The following is a 24,953-nucleotide window of genomic DNA, read 5'->3' on the forward strand; positions in this document are numbered from 1 at the left end:
TCCCCTTACCTTCCTGTATTCCGCCCATTCATTTCATATAGCCTTGACCCGCTTCCTCCCCGGTAAACCATTAAAATTTCTGCTAAAATGCTTAAAGCAATTTCTTCCGGAGACTTTGATCCGATATCGAGGCCGATTGGACTGCAGATTTCCCGGCTTTTGAAATTAAGGCGCAGCTGTTCACTTGTCATGATTAGTTTCTTAGTTCTTTTTTTTGGACCAAGGACACCCACATAATGCTGATTGAAAGCCATTAACTTCTCTAGAATTTTTTGGTCCTGCAGAAAATGATGTGTCATCACCACTATAAATGTATTTTTATTACCCCCAACTTCCGGGACTTCCCCTGATGGATAAACAATTATTTCGTCTGCGCCGGGGAATTTTTCTTTATCAGCATAAGCAGGCCGATAATCCAGCAGTATCACCTTCCAGTTAAGGATTTTAGCCATCTCTGATAAAGGTATCGCATCAGGTCCTGCACCAAAAATGACTAACTGTGGTGGAGGTTCCAATATTTCAAAAAAAATTCGGGTATTCCATTCATCCATTATCTGCGAAATGCCGTTTTTCCTGCTTCTTCTCTGAATCAAGTAATCTGAAGCTATTTCCTTCGTCAATGTTACAGGCAAGTCTTTGCTACAGGGATCCAGAAGCCACTTTAATCCGATCCGGGATTTATCATCACAATGGATAATGGTTATAAGGTGCATTTCTTTTTTTTCACCAGCTTCAAAGTATTCGTACATCAAATTTTCTTCTTTTTTATTTTCCGGGCAGAAGGCTTCAAGAAGAATCTTCATTTTTCCTTGACAGCCTGAACCAAGTCCCCAAAGAATATCATCAGGATCACGAAAGTCATATTCCATTATCTCGGATATCCCATTATCCATGATTTTTTCTAGATGTGCCTTTATATCTTCTTCAAGGCAGCCGCCGCTTAACTGTCCTGTAACAGATCCATCTTCCGAAAAAAAACACTTTGCACCCGCTTTTTGATATGTTGACCCTTCTGTCGATATAATTGTTCCAAGAACACCTCTGATCCCCAACTCCCTGCATCTTCTAAGCTCCTTCAGAATGGCTGCCATTAATTTCACCCTCTTATTTTTTCTCCTAATGCATACTCATTATAAATATGATGATGGAAGCAAGGAAAATGCCAGAGGTGATATAAGTCTTCGTAAACTTTATTGCTATGGAACAAGGTGGCTGATTTAATAATGGAATCGCTCCGCAGAACTCATTAAAAAACAATTTTCTTTAAGATCAGGACCATATATAAAGGATCAGTGGTTTTCCTGAACAGAATAATAGGCGCACAAATCGAACAGACTATTTTTGACTTTATATATAAAGGAGAATGACCATGGTTAATCAGGATTTCAGCAAATTCAACAAAATTCAGCAAAAGCATAAATCCTATAGTGGGGATGGAACAAATGAGCATCAAGAGCGGGGAGTGAATGATGAAAGCTACAACAACCGTTCCGAAACAGATCAGGCGCCTGGAGCAGAAGGCCGCATCACATCTGAGATAAATCGCGATAGGGAAATTTAAGAATAAAGACCCTCAACGAAAAAGCAGAAGCACTCCCTAGTGGGATGTGCTTCTGCTTTTTTATTTATTTTGTTCAAGCAAATTCTTGATTGTTTCATGCGGACTGCCCCGGAATAAGCCCCCATGATAGCAGATGACCTGTTCAATATCATAATCTAAAATTTTTTCCAGAGATGCAATAGCTTCTTTCATATTCGGCGTGTTTTGTTCAATCGGTCCTCTTAAAACACCATCAAGGATAACCATGGCATCTCCTGCAATCAATGTTTTTGTTTTCTCCAGATACAGGGAGATGTGTCCTGGCGTATGTCCAGGTGTATGAATGACTTCCATGCCTCCAAAGAAATCAAGCTTTTCTCTATCTTCAACCGTTTTATCAATCTTCACTTTTGGCAAATTTTCATATGATGAAATCATTTGCTTAGGCAATGAACGCTTTTTCTCTTCAGAGATTTTGCTCAGATCTGCCTTAATAAGTGTTTTAACACCTTCAATATAAGGCTTATCTAAAAAGTGTGCCAATACTTGAATGCTTCCATCACCTTTATTTAGAATGGTGGGTGCACCGCCGATATGATCTAGATCCTGATGTGTGAAAATAATGGTTTTAAGCTTAGAAAAAGGGATTCCCTCTTTCTCAAATGCCTGAAGGATTTCTTCTGATTGAAATGGCATGCCTGCATCTATTAGCAGGACAGATTCTTCATCAATCAATAAGACCGGATTAAATGTAAATGTATTTTCGTTGCTTTTCACAGTCAATTCAATGATTTCAATTCCTTTTACCGCTTCCATGATATCCCCCCATTCGCTCTGATTCTCAACATAAAACGCTTACATATCGGTCAGTGTCAAAGACTGCAGCCTTCCAGCCTGCTCATTCAATTTCTTTAAGCTTTCCTGATATTCCTGTTTAAGCTCGGAAATGATGCCGGCTGCACTATCAATTTTAGAAATGGCTCCTACACCATGGCCTGCAGACCAGATATCTTTCCAGGCTTTTGAATTGGTTTCTTTTTGCATACTGTCAAATTCCACTTTATCCTTTTTCACGAGTGTTTCCGGATCAATCCCTGCTTTGCTGATACTAGGCTTTAGCATATTGCAATTAACACCTGAGAAAGCATTCGTAAGAATAATATCCTCCTGGGACGCTTCGACAAGCATCTCGCGGTACTCCATTGTTGCCATGCTTTCTTTCGCAACAATAAAACGGGTTCCCATATATGCCAGATCTGCTCCGGCAGCCTGTGCCGCCAATATGCTGCGGCCCGTTGTGATTGATCCGGCAAGAATAATGATTCCATCCCAAAAGGTTCGGATACTGTCGACAAAAGCAAAGCTGTTAATTTCCCCAGCATGCCCTCCTGCTCCAGATGCCACAGCAATAAGTCCATCAACCCCTGCTTCTGCTGCTTTCTTTGCAAACGGCACTGAGCTGACATCTGAAAATACGGCACCACCATAGCTATGGACTATGTCAACTACAGCTTTTGGTGACCCTAGTGATGTAATGACCAAAGGAGGCTTATGTTTCTTCACTAATTCAAGCTCTTCTTCCAGGCGGCTATATGTACTGTGAACCACCATATTCATGGCCCATGGAGCTACTTTCCTTTGAGGATCATTTTGTTTAGCCTCATCCAAGGCATTGCTGATTTCCCCCATCCATTGATCCAGCACCTCGATGGGCCTTGCATTCGGAGCAGGAAAAGAGCCAATCACACCATTCAGGCAGCATGCTTTAACAAGCTCTGGTCCTGATATTAAAAACATAGGTGCAGAGATAACAGGCAATTCCAATTCATTCCACCATGATTCCGGGATACTTTTTCTCAAAGTAAACGCCTCCACTTTATTAAATTTTCAGAATAAATCATATCTATTTCATCATACGTTCACACCTGGAATAGTTCAAGTTTTTCTTTGTTCGGCATACCTTTAATAAAAATATGGTAAAATAATACAGGAGGAGGTGTTAAGATGACAGTTTGCACACAATGCAAAAAAACCTGGTCCATATGGCAGGCTTACACTTTTCTATTTTCTTTTAATAGAAAAAAGACATGTTTATACTGCGGGCATTGCCAATATATTTCCTTAATAACACGAAAAAAATTGTCTGCCCTCTTTATTGCTCCGCTAATATTGGAATTCCCATTATTCGTATTTGATTTCCCGCTGCTAATAAATATCTCTTTCCTTATGCTGTCTGTTTTTGCTGTTCAGCTGTTTGTGGCTTTCAGCCTAAGGCTTTCCGCGGAGGAAGAACCTTTATGGTAGTTTATAAAAAACGGGTTCTTTCCTCTTTGGTTGGAATGCGGCATGCCTCTCTTTTTCCAAACCATTTGTATCGGTTTTTTGCTAGAATGTTATAAAAGAAATCGCGAAAAGGTTTCGGTACGATTAATAGAAGTACAGCCGCTTTAATTATTCCATCCATTTTACCTGCAATTCTTAAAGCAGCTGAACTTTGTGTATACATTTTCCCTCCCCGAAGGAGAATTATAGAGTCCACTTTTTTCAGATGGGGATGCTGATTTAAAAGCTGTTCCCCGTAGTGTGACTGCAGAGATGCAAATTTAAACCGTGAGAGGGAGTCGTGCCTTATGATGAAATTCACGGCACCATTGCAGAAATTGCAGACCCCGTCAAACAAAATCACATCATACTCATCCTTTGTCATCATGTTCCCTCCTTATTTATTACCTATCGATTTATTTCACCTTTAAATGATGTTAGAATGCTTTTTTTAAAAAAAGCGAATGCTGTTTAGCACACACCTCATTATTATTGGTGTTTTCTGTCACTATCAAGGTGGTTGATTACCGAGGGCGGGCGGTGAGTCTCCTTAAGCTGCTCTCACCTTTCCCGCTAATCCCGCAGGATACTCACATTACGCTCCAATCAACCCTGTTTAACAATAGGATCTCTTCACATAACTCATTAAAAACAACAATCTTTAAGAATACAGCCTAATTATTTTACGTCAAGCACCCATTTATGAATTGCTTTAGCCACACCGTCTTCCCGGTTGGTAGCAGTCACCCAATCAGCCGTATCCTTCACTGTTTTCTGTGCATTTCCCATGGCAACTCCAATGCCTGCTTCTTTAATCATCGCAATGTCATTCAAGCTGTCTCCGCAAGCCATGACATTTTCCATGGCTAGTCCCATAAAGCTGCACACTTTTTCAATCGCCACAGCTTTATTGACACCCAATGCATTTACTTCAATATTTGTCGGACTGGAATTGCTGATTTCCAACGTGCCATCGTTTTTGAGCTCCTGCAGAATTTCTTCCCTTACGGCGTCATCATCGATATCAAAGCCAAATTTAATCCACTCTGAATCATGGATATTTTCTGGCATATTTGCTCGATATACTTGTTCAGAGCTTACCGCCCAATAATGTGTTTTATGCTTCTGGCTTAAATCCCACATCCATTGCACAAGATCTGTATTTACGGATGTCCTCTCGATGAGTTTGCCGCTGCTGTCAAAAATTTCGCCGCCATTAACCGTTATCAGATAAGATGAAAGCTCTAAAGCCTTAGCATATTCACTGCAGCGGGGATATGATCTTCCTGTACTTAAAATTACTTTAACTCCCTTGGCTTCCGCTGCTTTAATCGCCTTCCTGTTTTCTTCAGAAACCTCATTATTTTCATTAAGCAGTGTTCCGTCCATATCTAAGGCAATTAACTTAATTTTCTTATTGGATAATTCCTGATTCATGATTGTACCTGCCTTTCATCCCTTTACTACCCTACTCTAACAAATATTGCCCTTTTTCGGAAACGTAACGCATTTTGCAGCATAAAAAGAGCAGGTTGTGTTTATGCTGCATAAAAATGATCCTGCCATTAGATTGCTGCATAAACTTAAGCTAACAAAAAAGAGGAGGAATTCCCTCCTCCTCCTCCTTCTTCATTACCGTAAATCCCGGTTCTTTCTTTTTTCATGTTCCTGATGATGAGGCTCCATCGTATTTCTTTCCTGTTCCTTCGTATCCTGCCCCATTCCTTTTAAGAAGGTAAGCATGAAAGTCAGTGCCCGGTTGATTTCCGGATCCTTTAGGGAACGCACCAGATCGAAATAGCTTGTTTTTTCTTCCGTGTCCTTCGCTTCAGCCACTCTCGCAATCCCTGAATTCACTTTTAAAATGACTGGCTCCAATTGCTTAACATCAAGTACACCAAGCGTTCCGACCATAAGCAGAAGATTTTTCAGCATATTGGTCGTTTCTGGCCTGTCAGCCGTTTTCACCAGAATATCAAGCACCTTTTCGCTTTGGCCAAGCAAGCCGTTCATCATTGCTAAAACCCCGCGGCTTTGCATATATTCCATTACCTGCAAAGATTCTAAAATGGCATCCTTATTTTTCAGAAGTGCATGTTCTATTTCCTCGAGGTCTTGTTTCCGCTTATCCTCTTCTGAAATCTTAATTCTTTCAATATTCCTGATTGCTTTAGCCATTATGCCCGACCTCCTCTTTTCTGTGCCGCTTCACAGCATCACCTGGGAATGTATAATCCTTCCTTGCCCATTTTTTCTGAACCTGGACACCGATTTGCGGCTGAGGATTTCCATTTCTGTGATTTACTCTAGGCAATGGATTGACTCCTTCTACTTTCAAAATCTCCATTTTGGCCGATGTTTCTTTATAAGCAGGTGTATCTGTATCTTTATCGGCATGGCTGCTTGTCAGCAGGTTAATGGCCGCATCTCCCGAGTCATTCATAGGAAGATATACTTCTTTACCTTTAACCCTGTCGGTGATCAGGCACTTGACCTTCGCGTTTCCATAAGGAGAAGTCAATCTGACAAGTGTTCCATCCTTTATTCCTCTTTCCTCGGCAAGCTCAGGAGAAATTTCAAGGAATACACTTGGTGTTTTTGAAGAAATCCCTTTGGATTTGTAAGTCATATTGCCTTCATGGAAATGTTCGAGAAGGCGGCCGTTGTTGACATGAATATCATACTCTTCACCGAACTCGACAGGTCTAGTCCATTCTACCGGGAACAGGCGGGCCTTCCCATCATCAAATGGGAAATTATCCAGGAATAGAACAGGAGTATCTGTTCCATCCGCAGCAACTGGCCACTGAAGACTCTTATATCCTTCTAATCTTTCATACGCCACACCTGAATAGATTGGAGACAGCATGGCTGCTTCAGCCATAATATCGGCTGGATGATCATAGTTCCATCCTGCACCAAGGCGATTGGCGACTTCCGTGATAATCTTCCAGTCCGGCTTCGAATCGCCAAGCGGCTCCAATACCTCGTAAAGCCGTTGGATCCTGCGTTCTGTATTGGTAAATGTTCCTTCTTTCTCAAGGCTTGGACTTGCCGGAAGAACAACATCCGCATATTCCGCTGTACGTGACAGGAACATATCCTGTACTACGAAGAAATCAAGTTCCTGGTATGCTGCATGCACATGATTGATGTTGGAATCAACCAGTCCCATTTCTTCTCCTTTAACGTACATAGCCTTTAATTTGCCTGAATGGATGGCTTCAATCATTTCGTGGTTGTTCATCCCTGGTTTCGCAGGAAGATTAACTCCCCAGCCTTTTTCAAATTTAGCACGTGCAACGTCATCAGTAACAGGCTGATATCCTGGCAGCTCGTCCGGCATTGATCCGAAGTCGCTTGCACCCTGTACATTATTATGGCCGCGCAGCGGATAAGAACCTGTATGCGGACGGGCATAGTTTCCAGTGATCAGCAGCAGGTTTGAAATGGCTGTGCTGGTATCACTGCCTCCTACATGCTGGGTAACCCCCATTGCCCAAAGAATACATGAGGACTTTGCTTCGTGAATCATTTCGGCAATTTGAATCAGCACTTCCTGTGACAAACCTGTTTCATGTGCGGCATATTCCAGAGTAAAGCCCTGGATGCTTTCAATATATTTCTCCAGGCCGTTTACTTTTTTATCGAGGAATTCCTGATCTGCCCAGCCTTGGTCAATGATATACTTCGTTACAGCTGACAGCCAAACAAGATCAGATCCGGCCCGCGGCTGGAAGAATAAATCTGAACGGTCTGCCATTTCGTGCCTTCTGATATCCGATACAATCAATTTTTGATTTCGTAATTTATGCGAGCTTTTCACTCTTGTCGAAAGAACAGGATGGGCTTCTGAAGTATTGGAGCCAATTATGATGACAAGCTCAGAATTCTGAATATCCGTAATGGATCCTGAATCCCCTCCGTAGCCTACAGTCCTCATCAATCCCTTGGTTGCAGGACTTTGGCAGTATCTGGAGCAATTATCCACATTGTTTGTCCCTATTACAGCCCTTGCCAGTTTTTGCATTAAATAAGACTCTTCATTTGTGCATTTTGAAGATGTGATAAATGCCAGTGAATCAGGACCATGTTGTGTTTTAATTTCAGTGAATTTGTTTGCAATCAATGTCAGCGCTTCATCCCACTCTGCTTCCCGGAAAGAATCTCCTTCCCGGATAAGCGGCTTTGTAAGGCGTTCTTGGCTATTGACGAAATCCCAGCCGAATTTTCCTTTCACACAGGTGGAAATTCCATTGGCCGGTGCTTCTGCATGTGGTTCAACTTTCAGGATCTTCCTGTCTTTTGTCCAAATATCAAAGCTGCAGCCTACTCCGCAGAATGTGCAAACAGTTTTTGTTTTTTTGATGCGTTCTTCCCTCATGGCTGATTCCATATCTGAGATGGCAAGAATGGAACCGTAGCCAGTTTCAACACCCTTGGTAACTTCAATCATCGGGCGAAGGGTCTGTTTAGCAATATTGGTCAGATAGCCCGCCTCACCTACCATGCCTTTTTCGAGCATCGCATTACATGGGCAAACAGTCGAACAATGTCCGCAAGAAACGCAAGAAGATTCATTGATAGGAACATTTTTATCCCAAATGACTCTAGGACGTTCAAGTTCCCAGTCAATGGATAGAGTCTCAGTCACCTGAACATCCTGGCATGCCTCTACACAGCGGCCGCAAAGAATGCATTGATCCGGATCATAGCGGTAAAATGGGTTGGAATTGTCTTCAACATATGGTTTATGATCAAAAGGAATGCTTTGATGGTTAACTTTCATCTCCTTAACGGTATTATGTATTTCACAACCACCATTGTTATAATCACAAACCGTGCAATACAGCTCATGGTTATAAAGGATCTTATCCATGGCGATGATCCGGGCCTCTTTGACATCCGGAGTATTGGTATCAATTATATCTCCATCATTTATATGTGAAGAACAAGATCTTACCAGCTCGCCATTCACTTTTACTATACACGTATCACATGTTTCAATTGGCCCTAAGCTGGGGTGATAGCAAACATGCGGCACTTCAACTGAACTGTTCAAGAGAACTTCAAGTACACTTTTCTCCCTATCTGTTTCCATTTCGACTCCATTTACCGTTACGCGAAAGCTTTCCTGCACATTGACCTCCCCTTTCTATTACACTATAACTTTTAGTCACTGTTAATTACCCTTCCGCCGAATCAGCTAAACTTCCTTAAGTGATAAAATGCATCAGGCGGTGGCTTCCGCCGCAGGACGCTGCGCTCGAAGTGATGCCGCAGGCCTTTCATGCCATTTGTTCCAATCGGTTTGATACTATTTAAAAAATCAATATAGTCTTAGGAGTACAGACCTTTATTTTTAAGGATTATGCCATTAAATTAATATCATTATTGTGCACAGCGGGTTGAAGTGAGAGAAAAGGGAACTTAATACAAGAGAGAGCCGTGAACGAAAAAAAGCTGTACTTATTTAAATGTGGAATAAGTACAGCTTTTTATATGTAGGCACTTTTCTTAAAGATTGTTGTTTTTTAATAAGTTCTGTGAGGTGAGACCCCGCAATCGCAGCCGAAGGATGCTCACCGCCCGCCCCGCGGAAAGCGAGCATCCTGGTGCTGAAATCACCCCCTTGTTACATGGCATCAAATTTTACGAAAACTGCCTATATTAAAGTCTGAATGGAGTTTAAAAAATGGGAAATTTCATAGGCCACGCAATATCCAGGGATTTTCCTTATTTTATAAAAAAAATGTTCCCCACAGCAGATAAACATTCAGGATAGCGATTATAGCAGCCGTAAACCAGGCCAGCCATTTGATCCAGGGTTTATTGACGAACTCTCCCATTTTATTTTTATCACTGGTAAACATGACAAGAGGAATTACAGCAAAGGATAGCTGAAGTGATAAGATAACCTGGCTTAAGATTAAAAGCTGCCCAGTGCCCTTTTCACCTGAAATCAGGGTTACAATCACTGCCGGGATAATCGCAATCATCCTGGTGATTAAACGGCGCAGCCATGGCTTTAATTTAATATTGAGAAAACCCTCCATCACAATCTGGCCGGCAAGTGTGCCTGTCAAAGTGGAATTCTGGCCGGAAGCGAGCAGCGCCACTCCAAATAATATGGCCGCAATTCCTGTTCCAAGCAATGAATCCAATAAATGATAAGCATCCTGTATCTCGGCTACATCATGATGCCCTGTGCTGTGAAAGGCCGCTGCCGATAATATGAGGATGCTCGCATTTACAAATAGTGCAAGCATGAGGGCAATGGTAGAATCTATTGTTGCAAACCTGATAGCAGACCTCTTTCCTTCCTTTGTATTATCAAAATTCCTTGTCTGGACAATAGATGAATGAAGATACAGATTGTGAGGCATAACAGTAGCTCCGAGAATTCCAAGTGCAATATATAGCATGGCCGGATTTGAAACGATTTCCGAACTTGGCACAAAGCCTGTTAAAACACCGCCCATATCAGGCTTTGATAAAAATAATTCAATGCCAAAACAGACGGCTATAGTGACGATTAAGGATATAACAAAGGCTTCCATATATCTGAATCCTTTATTTTGGAGAAGCAAAATCAGCAGGATATCAAAGGCTGTAATGCACACTCCGTACACGAGCGGAATTCCAAACAGCAAATTCAAAGCTATGGCAGCCCCTATTACTTCTGCCAGATCACAGGCAGCAATGGCAAGTTCGCATAATAGCCATAAAACAAAGGAAACCGGCTTGCTGAAATGGTCCCTGCACGCCTGTGCCAAATCCCTGCCGGATACTATTCCCAATTTAGCAGAAAGCCCCTGCAGAAGGATAGCCATTAAATTAGAAATTAAAATGACTGAAAGCAGGGAATATCCATAAGCTGATCCTCCTGCAATGGACGTTGCCCAATTCCCGGGATCCATATATCCCACTGCAACCAGGTATCCAGGTCCGATAAATCCAAGCAATTTCCTGAAAAAACTGCCTGTTTTTTTTATGGGTATCGTTTTATGGACTTCTTCCAGGCTGGCCCTGCTGTTTTGTTTTTTCCAGGCTTTTTTTTCAATCCTCTCTGTACCGTTCATTCTTCATTCACTCCATCCCTGAAATAAGTTTCTTTTATAAATAAGTTTTGCACTGAGGAAACATTCTAGGTAAATTTTTTTGCCTTTACTTATTTATATTCTACAATCTAAAAATGTTTCCTTCAAGCAAAACTATTGGGAGGAAAAATTACTTATAAAAATAAATAGACAAATAGCTAAAAAAATACCGGGCAGCCTTTTGGCAGCCCGGTTTACATGCTTATTTTTTCACGGTTAGATAACTGTCAGGCAATTTTGTTTTCTGCAGCTTTTACTGTTTTAATGGACGGAGGCAGAATTAATCTCTGATACTGTAGGCTGCAAGATATTGCTTAGGAGTCAGAGCATCTCCTCCAAGTGCCAAGGATGCCTCATTGGCCCAGTATGGATTGCGCAGCATTCCCCTTCCCACTGCAACAAGATCTGCTTTGTTTTCTTTTATTGCCTCATTGCTGATTTCAAAGCCTTCCATTCTGCCTACTGCAATAACAGGCACCTGCAGCTGCTTACGGATTTCATCAGCCAGGTCCAACTGATAGGCCGGACCGGCTGCTGCAGGCCCAGAAGTGCTTTCACCGCCAGAAGAAACATGGAAAATATCCACTCCTGCCTCTTTATAACGTTCAGCAAGGTTTATGCTATATTCAAGGTCATATCCATCTTCTGCATATTCAATAGCGGAAATGCGCATAATGAGCGGCATGGATTCTGGCATAACACGGCGTGCAGCTTTAACGATTTCCTCGCCAAACAGGCCTCTGTCCTGGCCATATATATCTTCTCTTTTATTTGTGCGGGGTGACTGGAATTGCTGAATTAAATAGCCATGGGCCGCATGGATTTCAATAACATCCACTCCTGCTTCAACAGCCAGCTTGAATGAAGCTTCGAATTTTTCTACCATTTCTTTTACTTCATCTGTGCTTAACTCACGGGGCACTTTATACTGTTCGGAAAATCGGATGGCGGAAGAAGAAACTGGCTGTTCGGCATCTTCTGCTTTGCGGCCTGCATGTGCAATCTGGATACCAATTTTCGCTCCGTAACTTTGACATGATTGAATGATTTTTTTAAAAGCTGGTATTTGTTCATCAGACCATAAGCCGAGATCGAAATCAGTAATTCTGCCATCAGGCTCTACATCTGTCATTTCCATGATGATAAGGCCTGCTCCCCCGATTGCACGGCTAGTGTAATGGGAGAAATGCCAATCATTAGGTTTTCCGTCTTTCTCTGTAACAGAATATTGGCACATCGGAGGCATTACAATCCGGTTTTTCAACTGTAAGTCCTTTAAATTAAATGTGTCTAATAAAGTTGTCATTTATATCTTTCCTTCCTCTGCTCATATTCCCTTTTATTGCATGGGGATGTTCACATTTTCACTCTAAGAAACACTGCAGTCAAACAAAACGGCTTGGCATCCAAATTTAATCACCATAAATTTTTTCTCTCCACTGCTATTTTTGCCGCAGTCTGCAAACAATACTAATGATAATTCTTCCCTGCATTAGACAGTATACTTTTTAGCACTATGTAAAATAAAAGTGCGTACTTCCCAAGTGAAGTATCACGCGTTACACTTACAACTATTCCGCAGAAAGATTTTTCAAAACCAAATAAGAGGAGTGTTATAAATGGAACTTCAATTAGCATTAGATTTAGTAAATATCGAGGAAGCAAAACAATTAATAAAAGAGGTAGAAGAACATATAGATATCGTTGAAATCGGCACGCCCGTTGTAATCAACGAAGGCTTAAGGGCAGTAAAGGAAATTAAAGAAGCTTTTCCTTCATTGAAAGTTTTGGCAGACTTGAAAATCATGGATGCAGCGGGATACGAAGTTATGAAAGCATCTGAAGCTGGAGCTGATATCATTACAATTCTGGGTGCTGCGGAAAACGAATCAATCAAGGGCGCAGTGGCAGAAGCAAAAAAACAAGGCAAAAAAATCCTTGTTGATATGATTGCAGTAAAAGACATAGAAGGACGCGCGAAAGAGCTTGATGAGCTTGGTGCAGATTATATTTGTGTTCATACAGGCTACGACCTTCAGGCAGTTGGACAGAACTCATTTAATGATTTAATGGCTATCAAACGTGTTGTAAAGAACGCTAAAACTGCTGTTGCAGGCGGAATTAAACTAGAAACACTTCCTGAAGTTCTTAATGCACAGCCTGATCTTGTCATTGTAGGCGGCGGCATCACTGGACAGGATGACAAAAAAGCTGCTGCAGCAAAAATGCAGGAATTAGTAAAGAAGGCCTAAGTACTATGGCTGCATATGCAGCTTCAAATATAAAAAAGGCAGGAGTGTCAATATGGCTTCATTAAAAGGAAAAACAGCATTAATAACTGGGGCAGGACGGGGAATCGGGCGTGCTGCTGCTATTGCCCTTGCAAAAGAAGGTGTAAATATCGGCATGATTGGCACGACAATGAGCAATCTTGAAAATACCGCAGCAGAGCTTGAGCAATATGGGGTTGAATATTCTGCCGCTGCTGCAGATGTTACAGATCTTGTGTCAGTTACATCTGCTGTGGAACATATCAAGAATGATATTGGCTCTATTGATATCCTTATTAATAACGCTGGAATTGCAAAGTTCGGCGGCTTCCTTGAATTGTCTGCTGAAGAATGGGAACGCATCATTCAGGTTAATGTAATGGGTGTTTACAATGTCACAAGAGCTGTTCTTCCAGGCTTAATTGAACAAAAATCAGGAGATATTATAAACATTTCTTCTTCTGCCGGCCAAAAAGGAGCACCAGTGACAAGTGCCTACAGTGCATCAAAATTTGCTGTATTAGGACTTACTGAATCGTTGATGCTTGAAGTCAGGAAACACAATATCCGTGTCAGTGCTTTGACTCCAAGTACAGTTGCAACTGACCTTGCCATCGAAACAAACCTGACAGACGGAAATCCTGAAAAAGTCATGCAGCCTGAAGATCTTGCTGAATTCATTGTTTCACAGTTAAAACTCAATCCTCGTGTGTTTGTAAAAACTGCAGGAATGTGGTCTACAAATCCTTAAGCACAAGAAATGAGTTAGCATAAGCGGCTAATATCTGAAATGAGACCAAAACGGCTATTCAAATGAATAGCCGTTTTGGTCTATTTAAAATTCCTCCAGGATACCGTAACTCCTGCATTTATCGTACAAACTGGTTTTGCCGATTTTCAGCAGTTTGCTGGCCTTGAGTTTATTGCCCCCTGCCAGCTTTAAAGCTTGCATGATTGCTTTTTTTTCTGCTGCAGCGACTGTCTCTTTTAGCGGCAAAACTTCCTGGAGCAATGGCATGGCTGTTGCATACTGCCCATTGTCCGTTACGTACATGTCTAAATCCTGAAGATATAATGGCAAATGCTCATGGCGGATTTCCTGCCCATCCAAAATGTTGATTGCTCTTTCAAGCACATTTTCCAATTCCCTGATGTTACCTGGCCAGCTATAGTTTTCAAGCAGATGAACCACTTCTGCAGAGACAGAAATCTCTGGCCGGCTAAAATTTTTTTGTAGTTTTTTCAGAAGAATATCTCCAATTATCCAGATATCATCCCTTCTCTCCCTTAAAGGGGGAATTTCCACTTTCAATACATTCAGCCTGTAATATAGATCTTTTCTGAATTCACCGTTTTCTACCATCTTATCAAGATCGCGGTGGGTAGCAGCAATAATTCGGACATCTACTGTTTTTGGAGCATTCCCGCCCAGCCTCTCAATTTCTTTTTCCTGCAAAACCCTTAAAAGCTTGCTTTGCATTGGCAGCGGCATATCGCCGATTTCATCAAGAAAAACAGTTCCTAAATGGCCCTGCTCAAACTTCCCTTTTTTGCCGCCTTTTTTTGCACCTGTAAAAGCTCCCTCTTCATATCCGAATAGCTCTGATTCCAATAGATGCTCAGGGATGGATGCACAGTTCATCCGAATGAATGGGTACCTTGATCTGGTACTGTTCTGGTGGATGGCGTGTGCAAACAGCTCCTTCCCAGTGCCAGACTCACCGAGGATCAAGATGGACGAGCTGCTGCAGGATCCTTTTTCAGCAAGTTTTTTCGCTACAATGAATTGAGGGTTTGATCCAATCAGATCCTTGAACGTATATTTGCTTTGCAGTTCTTTTTCCAGCCTATTTTTGTAATAATGCAGCTCTTCCAATAGGGGCTGAATCTTCCTGGAGTAATCCAGCCACTCCTGAGGATTTTTGAACATAACGGTACCGACAGAGCCTACCAGCTCATCATCAACTACCAGCGGATAACGGTTGGCAATCATTTCACTCCCTTTAATCGCCTGTACCGCTGATAATTCCGCAATTCCGGTTTTAGCGACGATATGCATCCTCGAGTTTTCTATAACATCCTGGACATGGCGTCCTATTGCATCCTCCTCGCGTATCCCGAGAAATTCACAATAGGCACTGTCCATATACCGGATGTAACCTGTCCGGTCTACTACTACTAGCCTTTCTGCCACTAAATGGATGACTTCCCTGATCCATTCTGCCGGGAGTATTTCAATGCCAACCTTCATGATAAACTTCATCCTTTATCCATAAAATGAAATAAGTATATTCATTATAACAAAATATGGAGGCAAGCCTTCGTTAATATTATAAAATTCAAATAATTTCAGGTGATTTACAGCATAGTAATTATTGAACGGTATATCCTCCATCCAAAACCGCTGCCTGCCCTGTAATCCCCTTTGCTTTATCACTTGCTAAAAAAATGGCATAATCTGCAATTTCGGATACTTCTATCAATCTTTTTTGCGGCACCAAAGGAAAAATCACTTCTTCAAGCACTTTACCGACATCCACATTCCTTGTTGACGCCAAATCCTTTAATTGATTGCGGACAAGGGGGGTATCCACATAACCCGGGCAAATTGCGTTAACAGTTATTCCATGGCCTGCCCCTTCTAGGGCTGCAACCTTTGTTAATCCGATTACACCATGTTTCGCGCTATTATACGCAGCTTTTCCGGCAAAACCGATTAATCCATTGATCGACGCCATATTCAGGATTCTTCCATAATTCTGCTCTTTCATGATAGGAAAAGCATGCTTGATTGCCATAAAAGGAGCCGTAAGCATGACGCTTATCAGTTTTTCAAAAGTCTCAGTGGGAAATTCCTCGATTGGTGAAACATGCTGTAAGCCAGCGTTGTTAATCAAAATATCCAGTCTTCCGAATCTGTCAATCGCTGATTGAATTCCTACCTTTATATCACTTTCATTGGCCACATTGCAGGTAAGGGCCATCGTTTCATGTCCCTTTTTCTGAAGTTCCAAAGAAGCCTGCATGCTTGCCTCTTCATTTAAATCCGCAAGTATGACACTTGCCCCTTCTTTGGCAAAGGCCTGTGCCATCGCCAGCCCTATACCGCTTCCTGCTCCTGTTATAAATGCCACTTTGTTTTTCAAAGAATTCACCTTCATGCACCCGCCTTTGCCCCCCTGCCATTTTCTGCCGAGGGTGAAATGTATTTTTGAAATTACATGATTCCAGTCAAGCTGTAAAGACCAATAATCAAAAACACGGTCACTGTTTTTAAAATGGTGATTGCAAATATATCTTTGTAGGATTGCCTGTGAGTAAGACCTGTAACAGCGAGCAATGTTATGACTGCACCGTTATGAGGCAGTGTATCCATTCCGCCTGATGCCATGGCAATAACTCTATGCATCACTTCTGGAGGAATTCCGTATGTTGCCATTGCGGCAACATACTTTTCTGACATTGCACTGAGTGCAATTCCCATTCCGCCTGAAGCAGAACCGGTTACGCCCGCTAATGCTGTGGTCGTAACAGCACCATTCACTAATGGATTGGTAAACGTTTCTGATATCCCTTTGCTGACTGCCCCGAAGCCTGGCAAAGAAGAGATCACACCTCCAAACCCATATTCAGCTCCCGTATTCATGACCGCAAGCAGGGCACCGCTGATACTCATGTTTAATCCACTCTGGAAATTCGACCTGATCTTTTTCCAATCATACAAAATGGCTCCTGCAATTCCGATAGCAAGTGCGAGCTCTACGGACCACACTGCAGCAACAGCCGAAGTCTCCACTTTACCGAATAAAGGCAGATTAATTTTGGCAAAATCAAAGCCTTGCGGGTACCACTTTGGAATGTATATAGTGAAAACTTTATTCATCACGCCTACAAGTACGAGCGGAACAAAAGCAAGTACTTGCCTTCCAGCAGGCAGTGTCCCTGGAGAAAGAACATGATCCGGCTCATTTATGACTTCTTTTTGGGCTTCGGCTGCAGCAGCTGAGGCATCAAATCCATAATAGCCTTCTCCAGCCCTTTCAGCCTTCTTCTTCCTGTATTCCAGGTAGAGTAGGCCGACAATTAAAATAAATACGCCTCCTGCTGTTCCGAGGATAGGTGCAGCATAAATGTCTGTTTTAAAGAAAGTAGTTGGAATAACATTCTGGATTTGCGGTGTACCAGGAAGAGCATCCATCGTGAAAGTGAATGCGCCTAAAGCAATGGTTCCAGGAATCAGGCGTTTCGGAATATTAGCTTCCCTGAATAAATTTGCTGCAAAAGGATATACAGCAAACACAACAACAAACAAGCTGACTCCGCTGTAGGTTAATATGGCACCAAGTAGGACAATAGCCAGTATAGCGCGCTTGGCACCGACCAATTTAATGATAGTCTTAGCAATTGTTTCGGCAATGCCAGACATTTCTACAACTTTTCCGAAGATGGCACCGAGCAGGAATACAGGAAAATAAAGCTTAATGAATCCGACCATTTTCTCCATGAATACATTAGAAAAAAACGGAAGGACATAATCAGGATTCGTCAGTAAAACCGCGAATAAGGCACAAATCGGCGCAAAAAGAATGACCGAAAACCCTCTGTAAGCTACAAACATAAGCAAAGCTAATGCTAAAAGAATGACAACTAACTCCATATAGTTCCTCCTTCTCCAACTTTTATAGAAAGCGTTTTCATAAAATTATGATAAAATTGCAGAGGCTATTTCCCTGTCCTCCCTCCATTTCATGTTCGGCTTTGTTAAAGTAGATTATTGATTTAATCAGTGAGATTCGCTTATCGACGCTGGGGCCCGGCAAACACCTCCGGAATGAAACTGTCTGGAGCGAAAATCAACAGACAAGTTAACAAAGCCGATTATTAAAGGATGTTCACTATTATAACTTGCAAGTTTCATGCCAACATTTGCTTGCCTAAAAATGGAGATAAATAAACCGTCTGTAAATGACATTTCCGCAATTCCGGAAAAAATCGAAGAGAAAAACTTTCCGGAATTACGGAACTTTCCGTTTTTGTGGAACAAGGAATAGGTATCCGTTATTTTAATATGCAAAAAAGCCTGCATGCCAGCACTGAAGCCGCACACAAGCCCATCGTCTAATAGTGTATATTCTTATTTCCCCAGTCAAAATAAAGATCTGTTCTGCGGTCACGCCATGTAGTAACAGAACCTCTTTCACGGACTTTATACAGCAGCTCTAAATCCAAGTCTGCAGTTACAATCATATCATAATTCATCTCACCCTCAGCTAAGATTCCGCCCGGAGGAAAAGGTATATCATTAGGAGTCAAAATTGCAGCACTTCCGAAATTCGCTCTCATAAAGTCAACTGTGGGAAGCGATCCAGTTGTTCCTGCTCCTACTACATAAACCTGGTTTTCAATGGCACGGGCATGGCTCGTATAGCGTACACGATGAAACCCATGCCTGTCATCTGTGCAGGATGGACAAAAAATCACATCTGCCCCTTCTGCCCTGGCCATTCTCACAATTTCCGGAAACTCGATGTCATAACAGGTAATGATAGCGATTCTTCCCTTTTCGGTTTCAAAAACCTGCAGCTTCTCCCCAGGAGCCATATTCCATTCTTCGACCTCTGTGGGGGTCATATGCAGCTTTGCCTGTTCTTCAATTCGTCCGTCCGGGTAGAATAGATGGGCCGTATTGTACAATTCCCCTTCCTTTTGAATAACATGCGTACCGCCGATGATATGCATCTGATAGTCGCCTGCAAGCCGCATAAATAGGCTTTTATATTGCTCTGTAAAACCCGGCAGTTCATTTATCGTAAGCGAAGTGCCATCTTCGCTGCCGATGGAAAGGAGCTGAGTAGTGAAAAATTCCGGAAATAAAACAAACTCCGAACCAAATTCTTCAGCAGTTTTTATATAATGCTCGCACTGTCTTGCGAACTCTTCAAAGGATGAAATGGTATGCAGATGATACTGCACGGCAGAAACGCAATTTCATTGTACTCCCCCTATGCATTTTTTGCTGGAGGGATTCACAAACATGCCCTCATGCAGCAAGTAAACAGTCTAGAAAGTAATATATAACATCACCGCCTTAGCTGTAAAGCAATTCATTTAATTGAGGTAAAAAAATTCAGCATCCCTAGCAATGCGTTCTTATTCTCCTATTTCCCGCATTAAAGGGCAGAAAATCCTCGATGTTCAAGGGAATACAGTGAATCGCAAAAAAAGTCATATAGGCTTTTTTCAGATCTCATAAATGAAAATTGCCAATTTCTATAGAGGGCATCCAGAAGGAAACACATAAGCATGCCAGAGCAGGCACAGCTTTTCTTTAAATGAAAAAGAGATTGCCCTTGTTCAAAAAGGATGCTTGTGTATGGATTAAGAAGAGTCCTTTCTGCATTCCTGCTGCATCTTCTAAGTGCTTTAAATTGAACATATAAAGCTGGACCTTTAACGGTTTCAAGGCTGAATTCGTAAGCAGCAAATTCCTTAATCAGCTTGATTCTGCGACTTCTGAAAGATATAAATTCAAAGATCTTTTTTTCTTTTAAAGCTGCATCTTCTTCCATGCAGGCGTCATACAAACATATTCTCTCCTTTATTTTCAAATCAATGGCATCCAGATAAATAGGATAACGAAATCCTCCCCATGTATCCGGAAATCGTGCCTCGCCCAATAAAAACTGATAGCCTCTGAACAGCTCCTGCATTAAACGCGGGTACAGACAGTCTATTTCGGGATAATGATCTGTCGATACGATAGCAGTTGGATAATCACGGTAAAAAATTAAGTCGTCTCCGCTGAATTGGGGATTCCAGGGAAAGAAGGTTATATTGTCATCCAGGTTATCAGGATGATTCCAAAGATAAACTTTTTCCTTATTATAGATAGCAAATGCAACAGGCTCAAAGCCGTGCCATAATCCGTTAAAGTCCGTCTTTTCCATCATTTCGTCAACTTGCTTCCACAAGTCCTCAATCTGCTGCATGATTTTACACCGCTCCCTCATATAAAGAACACTATTTTATTCACTTGGCCGGAACTCTTACTTCAATCACAATAGTGTAAATCTAACACAAATATCTGAATTTTTAAATTAAAACACCATGCTTTTCCTCTCAATTTTTTCGACATAAACCTCCACTGTGAGCGACACGTTTTTTTATTAAACTGCTCTTAATCTATCACATTTATTTGCCATCAGCAGCAGGATTCTAGTCGAAGTCCGTAAGGTTCATGCGTGGCCGCCTGGATTGTTGATTCCCAAAGAATCTGACGAATTTATTTCAATTAACAATGTGCAGAAATCAGCTAAATCCTTTGACATTCCTGTTAAAAAAACAGCAATCCAAATGGAATGCTGTTTTTTAATGGTCTATGCCTGCTGAAATTGTACACGGTGGAGCTTTGCAAATATCCCTCCTTGCTGAAGCAGTTCCTCATGGCCGCCCTGCTCAACAATGCCCTCTTCTGTAACAACCACAATCCGGTCAGCATTCCTGATTGTTGCCAATCGATGGGCTATTACCAGGGTTGTTCTATTCTTGGCAAGCTCGGACAGCGCATTTTGGATGATCATTTCCGTTTCCGTATCAAGAGCCGAGGTAGCTTCATCCAGAATCAGGATAGGCGGGTTTTTCAAGAACATTCTAGCAATCGCAATTCTTTGCTTTTGCCCTCCCGAAAGCTTTAGGCCCCGTTCGCCAATTTGAGTTTCATAGCCTTCCGGAAGACCTTCTATGAAACTCTCCAGATGGGCTCGCCGTGCTGCTTCTTCTATTTGTTCAAAGGTAGCATCAAGCATCCCGTATCCAATATTTTCTCTTAGCGTTCCGGTAAAAAGAAAGACATCCTGCTGGACAATGCCAATCTGTGAACGAAGAGAATTTTTGGACATATCCCTTATATCAATACCATCGATGAATATACTCCCTTCATCTACATCGTAGAAGCGGGGTATCAGGGAACAAATAGTCGTTTTCCCTGCTCCTGAAGGTCCAACAAAAGCAACCGTTTCTCCAGCGGATATGGTTAAATCAATGCCAGTTAAAATCCTTTTGCCAGCGTCATAGCCGAATGCTACAGAATGGAAATCAATATCACCGTGAAGCGAAACCATTTCAATGGCATCCAGTTTATCTTCAACATCAGGATGGATGTCAATCATTTCTGTAAATCTCTTGAAACCGGCCATGCCTTTTGGATAAAGCTCCATTAAAGCATTAATTTTATCGATAGGCTTAAATAACACATTAACATAAAGAACAAAACTCACAAGCTCTCCGCTGGTAAGCCGGCCTTGGTAGCAAAGCCATGCGCCATATATCAAAACCGCAATCGTCATAAAACGGGTCATCATATAAATGGCAGATGCGGTATAGCTCATTGTTTTGTAGGCACGAAGCTTTGCATTGCGAAAATTTTTGTTATTTAATGAAAACCTGTTTATTTCAAATTTTTCATTTGTGAAAGATTGCACCACACGAATGCCTGATACACTGTCTTCAACCCGCGCGTTCACTTCCGCGATTTGTGTGTACATGTTTTTCCATGCTTTATTCATGCTTAAATTACTGAAAATAATCAGTGCAATCAAAAATGGAGTAATGGCAATCGCAAGCAGCGCCATTTTCACATTTACCGCCAGCATAATGAAAAATGCGCCTATAAATGTCATAACAGCTATGAACATGTCCTCGGGACCGTGGTGTGCCAATTCGCCAATGTCTAAGAGATCATTCGTTATCCTGCTCATGATATGCCCTGTTTTCGTATTGTCAAAAAAACGGAAGGACTGCTTTTGAACATGCTGAAAAAGCTGCTGCCTCATATCAGTTTCAATATTGATTCCAAGCTTATGACCGAGATAATTAACAATGTATTGAAGTAAGGTGCTCAATATATATAATAGAAGCAACCCGGCACTTACTAAAACAATCGATCCCCAATCCCCTCCTGGAAGCAGATCATCAATAAACCACTGAACTGACAGCGGAAAAGCAAGCTCCAACAGGGCGACGATGACAGCACTGCTAAAGTCCAGCAAAAACAATTTTTTATGCGGAATATAATATGAATAAAAACGTCGGATCATGGTGTTCTCCTTTTATTGGTTAATCCAAAGATACTAGGATTATAAACGCATCTCGCTAAACATTCAATATTTTCTGAAAAAAATCATGACTTTAGGACTAAAATATTTTGCTTTATGTAGGCATCATTTTGTGGAAACTCCAGACCTAATCTCCAAAAAGTCGTACCTGCTATTTCATATTCATCCATGAGCTGATATTTAGCTGTTATGCTTCTGATATCTTCATACCAGACATCATGCTGCTTTTTCTTGGGCCAATATTGATACCAGGGTGATGCTGCCTTCAAGTCATAATGAATATCGCTTTTTTCTTCGATCGCCCGGTTTTGGGCGCGCAGCATGGAGCTTGCAGCTGTTTTGTTGCTCGGAATCTCCCAATCATAGCTGTATAGCGGGAAAGCAGTCAAAAGCTTTCTCGCTGGAATCTTGGAAACTGCATAGTTCAGAACATCTTTCATCCACCAAATCGGTGATATTGGATTAGGCGGCCCTGTCGGGTACCCATAATCAATAGTCATTACAGCAGTAATATCAGCTATTTTCCCAATCTCCTCATAATCATGTCCCCCAACAATCCGGTTATTTGGGATATTTCCTGTTTTGGCATGGACATTTACCTGCAAAACCAGGCGGCCTAACGCCTTTTTCAGTTCCCTTAGCAGCAAAACATAATTTGCCCTGCTCGCAGGCGGAACGAATTCAATATCCATGCTTACCCCAGCATAGCCTTTTTCCGCCACATATGACATGATGCTCCTCACCAGTCGCTGCCGGTACTCTGTATTATCCAGCACGCCTCCTGCAAGCTCCGGGCTGAATTCATCATTAAGAAAGTTTCTGATCATCAAAAGCGGCATGACACCAAGCTGTTTGCTTTTGGCAATCATTGAGCTGTCATTGCCAATGATATAAACATATCCCTCTTTTGTGAAGGAATAAGCGACGATAGCAAGATAGGTGAGCTGCTCTGCAGACTTTTCAAGTGCCGAAAAAACCTCGCCTCCGTTTGCAGGAAATGAAAATGAAAGAGTTTTAAGACGAAGCTTATACCGGGTTGGAATCTTCAGTAGCTGCCCTATTTTTATAACATCAGGCTTTAACCCTGGATTGGCCTTAAGGATGGCAGGGATTCTCACATCGAACCTTGCCGCTATCTCCCCAAGGACATCTCCCTGCTTCACTTTATATATTCGATCCTCCACTTTTGATGCAGGAATATATAAGGCAAGTCCCGGGATAATTTCATCTCCGGATGGCAAGCCATTCAATGTCCTGATTTCCGCAGTATCTGTCCGGTATTTTTTTGCGATTTCAAACAAAGTATCACCCGCTTTAACAACATGGATCCCCAAAGTATCACCTCCTGGTAATAGGTATTAATTAAGTTTATGGATAAAGAAGCCAGAGGTATGACAAGAACTTGGATCAAACGGGGATAATATTGCAGTCGAGGAGAGAGTACACTGCTCTTTTTACTGAAATGCAGGTGGATTAAAACATTTATTAGCTTTATTACCCACTCCCTATAAATCGCTGAATTTTTAGTTCGTTTATTTCTTTATGGCGTTATCTTGTGTTTTTTTCATTTTTGAAAGCTTTGTTGCTATGGAACATGGAGGTTGATTTAACAATGGGATCGCCTCACAGAACCAATTAAAAAACAACAATCTTTAAAGTAGAGCCAATTTTTCACAACAGCCGCAGTGATCCTTGATTCAAAAAGAGGTAAAAGTAACCGTATTCCTTAAAAAAGCAATTATGCACTCTTAAGGCATAATTGCTCGATTTCTGGCATTTGGTTGTTGCTTCTTGTTAAAGCATTTCTTTAATATCGTAAAATTTGCCATTTTGCAGCTGTGTCCATTGAAGCAGGTCCATTACTTTTTCCGCTACAAGGGCAGGTGTCCTGAGCATGCCGTTTTCTTTGTAATCCTTGAAACGTGAGGACTCTGCAAAATCCTTCTCGTCAGCTTCACGGATGTCAGCCTGCATTTCTGTATCCATAATACCTGGCGAAAAGGATATCAGGACGGTTGGATTCGGTTCTCCGGTTTGTTCTAACGCCGCAGTTCTTGTAAACATTTCAAGTCCTGCCTTCGTGCTGCAATATGCTGACCAGCCATGATAAGGATTTTTAGCAGCCCCGGATGAGATATTCACAATGATTTTTTTGATATCCATATGTCTCGTTCTATTAATAAAGCTGTTTGAAAGAATAACAGGAGCGAGGAAATTCACCTTCATGCTAAGCTCCATTTTTTCCTGCTCCAAAAATCCTGCAGGTTTAATCGGGTTTACAATGCCTGCATTATTAATTAAATATAACTCTTTTGTATTGCCCACCTCAGAAAAAACGATGTCCATGAGTGCTTCAAGCTTTTCCGTCTCTTTCAGATCAGCAGCTATGTACGTAATCTTCGTTCCTTTTTGTCTGGCTTTTTGTTCTAAATCCAAATTGTTTGTCCGAGATATTAAAATGCAATGATTGCCCTCATTGAAGCATTGCTCTGCAATAGCAGCTCCCAGGCCTTTTGAAGCGCCGGTAATGATATAGGTTTTCATAAACATATCCCCCGCCTTTCACTTTTTTATCAGCTGAATCTTTCCTTCATGCTTCAATGGTAAC

At 41.7% G+C, this 24,953-nt stretch carries 20 protein-coding genes; 3 read left to right on the forward strand and 17 right to left on the reverse strand.

Features of this window, described 5'->3' with window-relative positions; all coding sequences use genetic code 11:
- Positions 1-5: 5 nt before the first annotated feature.
- Positions 6-1,091, reverse strand: a complete 1,086-nt coding sequence (locus tag ACN6MY_RS15200) for an XdhC family protein (RefSeq protein WP_419880949.1) — start codon at positions 1,089-1,091, stop codon at positions 6-8.
- 278 nt (positions 1,092-1,369) lie between these two features.
- On the opposite strand from ACN6MY_RS15200, the gene ACN6MY_RS15205 reads away from it, so the two are divergent.
- The gene (locus ACN6MY_RS15205; protein ID WP_419880950.1) at positions 1,370-1,561 is read left to right on the forward strand and encodes a hypothetical protein; all 192 of its coding nucleotides are present in this window, start codon (positions 1,370-1,372) and stop codon (positions 1,559-1,561) included.
- Positions 1,562-1,621: 60 nt separating this feature from the next.
- Here the strand turns inward: ACN6MY_RS15205 and ACN6MY_RS15210 are convergent, their stop codons facing one another.
- From ACN6MY_RS15210 to ACN6MY_RS15245, 8 genes are all read right to left on the reverse strand, one after another.
- Complete coding sequence (locus ACN6MY_RS15210; protein ID WP_419880951.1) at positions 1,622-2,356, reverse strand: MBL fold metallo-hydrolase; 735 nt, start codon at positions 2,354-2,356, stop codon at positions 1,622-1,624.
- Between the two features lie 39 nt (positions 2,357-2,395).
- Positions 2,396-3,400: an NAD(P)H-dependent flavin oxidoreductase gene (locus ACN6MY_RS15215; protein WP_419880952.1), complete on the reverse strand. Its 1,005-nt coding sequence runs from the start codon at positions 3,398-3,400 to the stop codon at positions 2,396-2,398.
- Positions 3,401-3,845: 445 nt separating this feature from the next.
- The gene (locus ACN6MY_RS15220) at positions 3,846-4,250 is read right to left on the reverse strand and encodes a thiol-disulfide oxidoreductase DCC family protein (protein ID WP_419880953.1); all 405 of its coding nucleotides are present in this window, start codon (positions 4,248-4,250) and stop codon (positions 3,846-3,848) included.
- Between the two features lie 290 nt (positions 4,251-4,540).
- Entirely contained in the window at positions 4,541-5,299 is a 759-nt protein-coding gene (locus ACN6MY_RS15225) for a Cof-type HAD-IIB family hydrolase (protein WP_419880954.1), read from the reverse strand.
- Between the two features lie 195 nt (positions 5,300-5,494).
- Complete coding sequence (locus ACN6MY_RS15230; protein ID WP_419880955.1) at positions 5,495-6,040, reverse strand: DUF1641 domain-containing protein; 546 nt, start codon at positions 6,038-6,040, stop codon at positions 5,495-5,497.
- Positions 6,033-8,963, reverse strand: coding sequence for a formate dehydrogenase subunit alpha (fdhF, locus tag ACN6MY_RS15235; RefSeq protein ID WP_419884180.1), 2,931 nt, complete (start codon positions 8,961-8,963; stop codon positions 6,033-6,035). The genes ACN6MY_RS15230 and fdhF overlap by 8 nt, the downstream gene beginning before the upstream one ends.
- Before the next feature lie 640 nt (positions 8,964-9,603).
- Entirely contained in the window at positions 9,604-10,944 is a 1,341-nt protein-coding gene (locus ACN6MY_RS15240; RefSeq protein WP_419880956.1) for an Nramp family divalent metal transporter, read from the reverse strand.
- Between the two features lie 298 nt (positions 10,945-11,242).
- A complete protein-coding gene (locus ACN6MY_RS15245) occupies positions 11,243-12,268 on the reverse strand; it encodes an NADH:flavin oxidoreductase/NADH oxidase (protein WP_419880957.1) in 1,026 nt (341 codons plus the stop codon).
- A gap of 313 nt (positions 12,269-12,581) precedes the next feature.
- Here ACN6MY_RS15245 and hxlA point away from each other — a divergent pair, with 313 nt between their 5' ends.
- A complete protein-coding gene (gene hxlA / locus ACN6MY_RS15250) occupies positions 12,582-13,214 on the forward strand; it encodes a 3-hexulose-6-phosphate synthase (protein ID WP_419880958.1) in 633 nt (210 codons plus the stop codon).
- A gap of 52 nt (positions 13,215-13,266) precedes the next feature.
- Positions 13,267-13,983 carry a 3-ketoacyl-ACP reductase gene (locus tag ACN6MY_RS15255; RefSeq protein WP_419880959.1) on the forward strand — a complete coding sequence of 239 codons (717 nt, stop codon included), beginning with the start codon at positions 13,267-13,269 and terminating at the stop codon, positions 13,981-13,983.
- 84 nt (positions 13,984-14,067) lie between these two features.
- On the opposite strand, the gene ACN6MY_RS15260 is transcribed toward ACN6MY_RS15255, so the two are convergent.
- The 8 genes from ACN6MY_RS15260 to ACN6MY_RS15295 form a co-directional block, all read right to left on the reverse strand.
- Entirely contained in the window at positions 14,068-15,483 is a 1,416-nt protein-coding gene (locus ACN6MY_RS15260) for a sigma-54 interaction domain-containing protein (RefSeq protein WP_419880960.1), read from the reverse strand.
- A 121-nt stretch (positions 15,484-15,604) separates the two neighbouring features.
- Positions 15,605-16,393 carry a 3-hydroxybutyrate dehydrogenase gene (locus ACN6MY_RS15265; protein ID WP_419880961.1) on the reverse strand — a complete coding sequence of 263 codons (789 nt, stop codon included), beginning with the start codon at positions 16,391-16,393 and terminating at the stop codon, positions 15,605-15,607.
- Between the two features lie 56 nt (positions 16,394-16,449).
- Positions 16,450-17,889: a GntP family permease gene (locus ACN6MY_RS15270; protein ID WP_419880962.1), complete on the reverse strand. Its 1,440-nt coding sequence runs from the start codon at positions 17,887-17,889 to the stop codon at positions 16,450-16,452.
- A 461-nt stretch (positions 17,890-18,350) separates the two neighbouring features.
- Positions 18,351-19,205: a carbon-nitrogen hydrolase family protein gene (locus ACN6MY_RS15275; protein WP_419880963.1), complete on the reverse strand. Its 855-nt coding sequence runs from the start codon at positions 19,203-19,205 to the stop codon at positions 18,351-18,353.
- 197 nt (positions 19,206-19,402) lie between these two features.
- A complete protein-coding gene (locus ACN6MY_RS15280; protein ID WP_419880964.1) occupies positions 19,403-20,221 on the reverse strand; it encodes a hypothetical protein in 819 nt (272 codons plus the stop codon).
- A 387-nt stretch (positions 20,222-20,608) separates the two neighbouring features.
- Positions 20,609-22,327 (reverse strand): ABC transporter ATP-binding protein, encoded by a 1,719-nt coding sequence (locus ACN6MY_RS15285; RefSeq protein WP_419880965.1) that lies wholly within the window; start codon positions 22,325-22,327, stop codon positions 20,609-20,611.
- A gap of 83 nt (positions 22,328-22,410) precedes the next feature.
- Complete coding sequence (locus ACN6MY_RS15290) at positions 22,411-23,679, reverse strand: LysM peptidoglycan-binding domain-containing protein (protein WP_419880966.1); 1,269 nt, start codon at positions 23,677-23,679, stop codon at positions 22,411-22,413.
- A 460-nt stretch (positions 23,680-24,139) separates the two neighbouring features.
- Positions 24,140-24,889: a (S)-benzoin forming benzil reductase gene (locus ACN6MY_RS15295; protein WP_419880967.1), complete on the reverse strand. Its 750-nt coding sequence runs from the start codon at positions 24,887-24,889 to the stop codon at positions 24,140-24,142.
- Between the last annotated feature and the right edge of the window lie 64 nt (positions 24,890-24,953).

Origin of the sequence: Peribacillus sp. B-H-3 (assembly GCF_048572925.1) — a bacterium.
In the GTDB taxonomy this organism is placed as follows: Bacteria; Bacillota; Bacilli; order Bacillales; family DSM-1321; genus Peribacillus.

Bases quoted from the DNA above. Each gene is read 5' to 3' on its own strand.
- ACN6MY_RS15260 (WP_419880960.1), bottom strand. From the start codon at position 15,483: ATGAAGGTTGGCATTGAAATACTCCCGGCAGAATGGATCAGGGAAGTC.
- ACN6MY_RS15245 (WP_419880957.1), bottom strand. From the start codon at position 12,268: ATGACAACTTTATTAGACACATTTAATTTAAAGGACTTACAGTTGAAA.
- ACN6MY_RS15225 (WP_419880954.1), bottom strand. From the start codon at position 5,299: ATGAATCAGGAATTATCCAATAAGAAAATTAAGTTAATTGCCTTAGAT.
- hxlA (WP_419880958.1), top strand. From the start codon at position 12,582: ATGGAACTTCAATTAGCATTAGATTTAGTAAATATCGAGGAAGCAAAA.
- ACN6MY_RS15265 (WP_419880961.1), bottom strand. From the start codon at position 16,393: ATGAAGGTGAATTCTTTGAAAAACAAAGTGGCATTTATAACAGGAGCA.
- ACN6MY_RS15270 (WP_419880962.1), bottom strand. From the start codon at position 17,889: ATGGAGTTAGTTGTCATTCTTTTAGCATTAGCTTTGCTTATGTTTGTA.
- ACN6MY_RS15240 (WP_419880956.1), bottom strand. From the start codon at position 10,944: ATGAACGGTACAGAGAGGATTGAAAAAAAAGCCTGGAAAAAACAAAAC.
- ACN6MY_RS15280 (WP_419880964.1), bottom strand. From the start codon at position 20,221: ATGCAGCAGATTGAGGACTTGTGGAAGCAAGTTGACGAAATGATGGAA.
- ACN6MY_RS15220 (WP_419880953.1), bottom strand. From the start codon at position 4,250: ATGATGACAAAGGATGAGTATGATGTGATTTTGTTTGACGGGGTCTGC.
- ACN6MY_RS15295 (WP_419880967.1), bottom strand. From the start codon at position 24,889: ATGAAAACCTATATCATTACCGGCGCTTCAAAAGGCCTGGGAGCTGCT.
- ACN6MY_RS15255 (WP_419880959.1), top strand. From the start codon at position 13,267: ATGGCTTCATTAAAAGGAAAAACAGCATTAATAACTGGGGCAGGACGG.
- ACN6MY_RS15285 (WP_419880965.1), bottom strand. From the start codon at position 22,327: ATGATCCGACGTTTTTATTCATATTATATTCCGCATAAAAAATTGTTT.
- fdhF (WP_419884180.1), bottom strand. From the start codon at position 8,963: ATGGAAACAGATAGGGAGAAAAGTGTACTTGAAGTTCTCTTGAACAGT.
- ACN6MY_RS15230 (WP_419880955.1), bottom strand. From the start codon at position 6,040: ATGGCTAAAGCAATCAGGAATATTGAAAGAATTAAGATTTCAGAAGAG.
- ACN6MY_RS15210 (WP_419880951.1), bottom strand. From the start codon at position 2,356: ATGGAAGCGGTAAAAGGAATTGAAATCATTGAATTGACTGTGAAAAGC.
- ACN6MY_RS15205 (WP_419880950.1), top strand. From the start codon at position 1,370: ATGGTTAATCAGGATTTCAGCAAATTCAACAAAATTCAGCAAAAGCAT.
- ACN6MY_RS15200 (WP_419880949.1), bottom strand. From the start codon at position 1,091: ATGGCAGCCATTCTGAAGGAGCTTAGAAGATGCAGGGAGTTGGGGATC.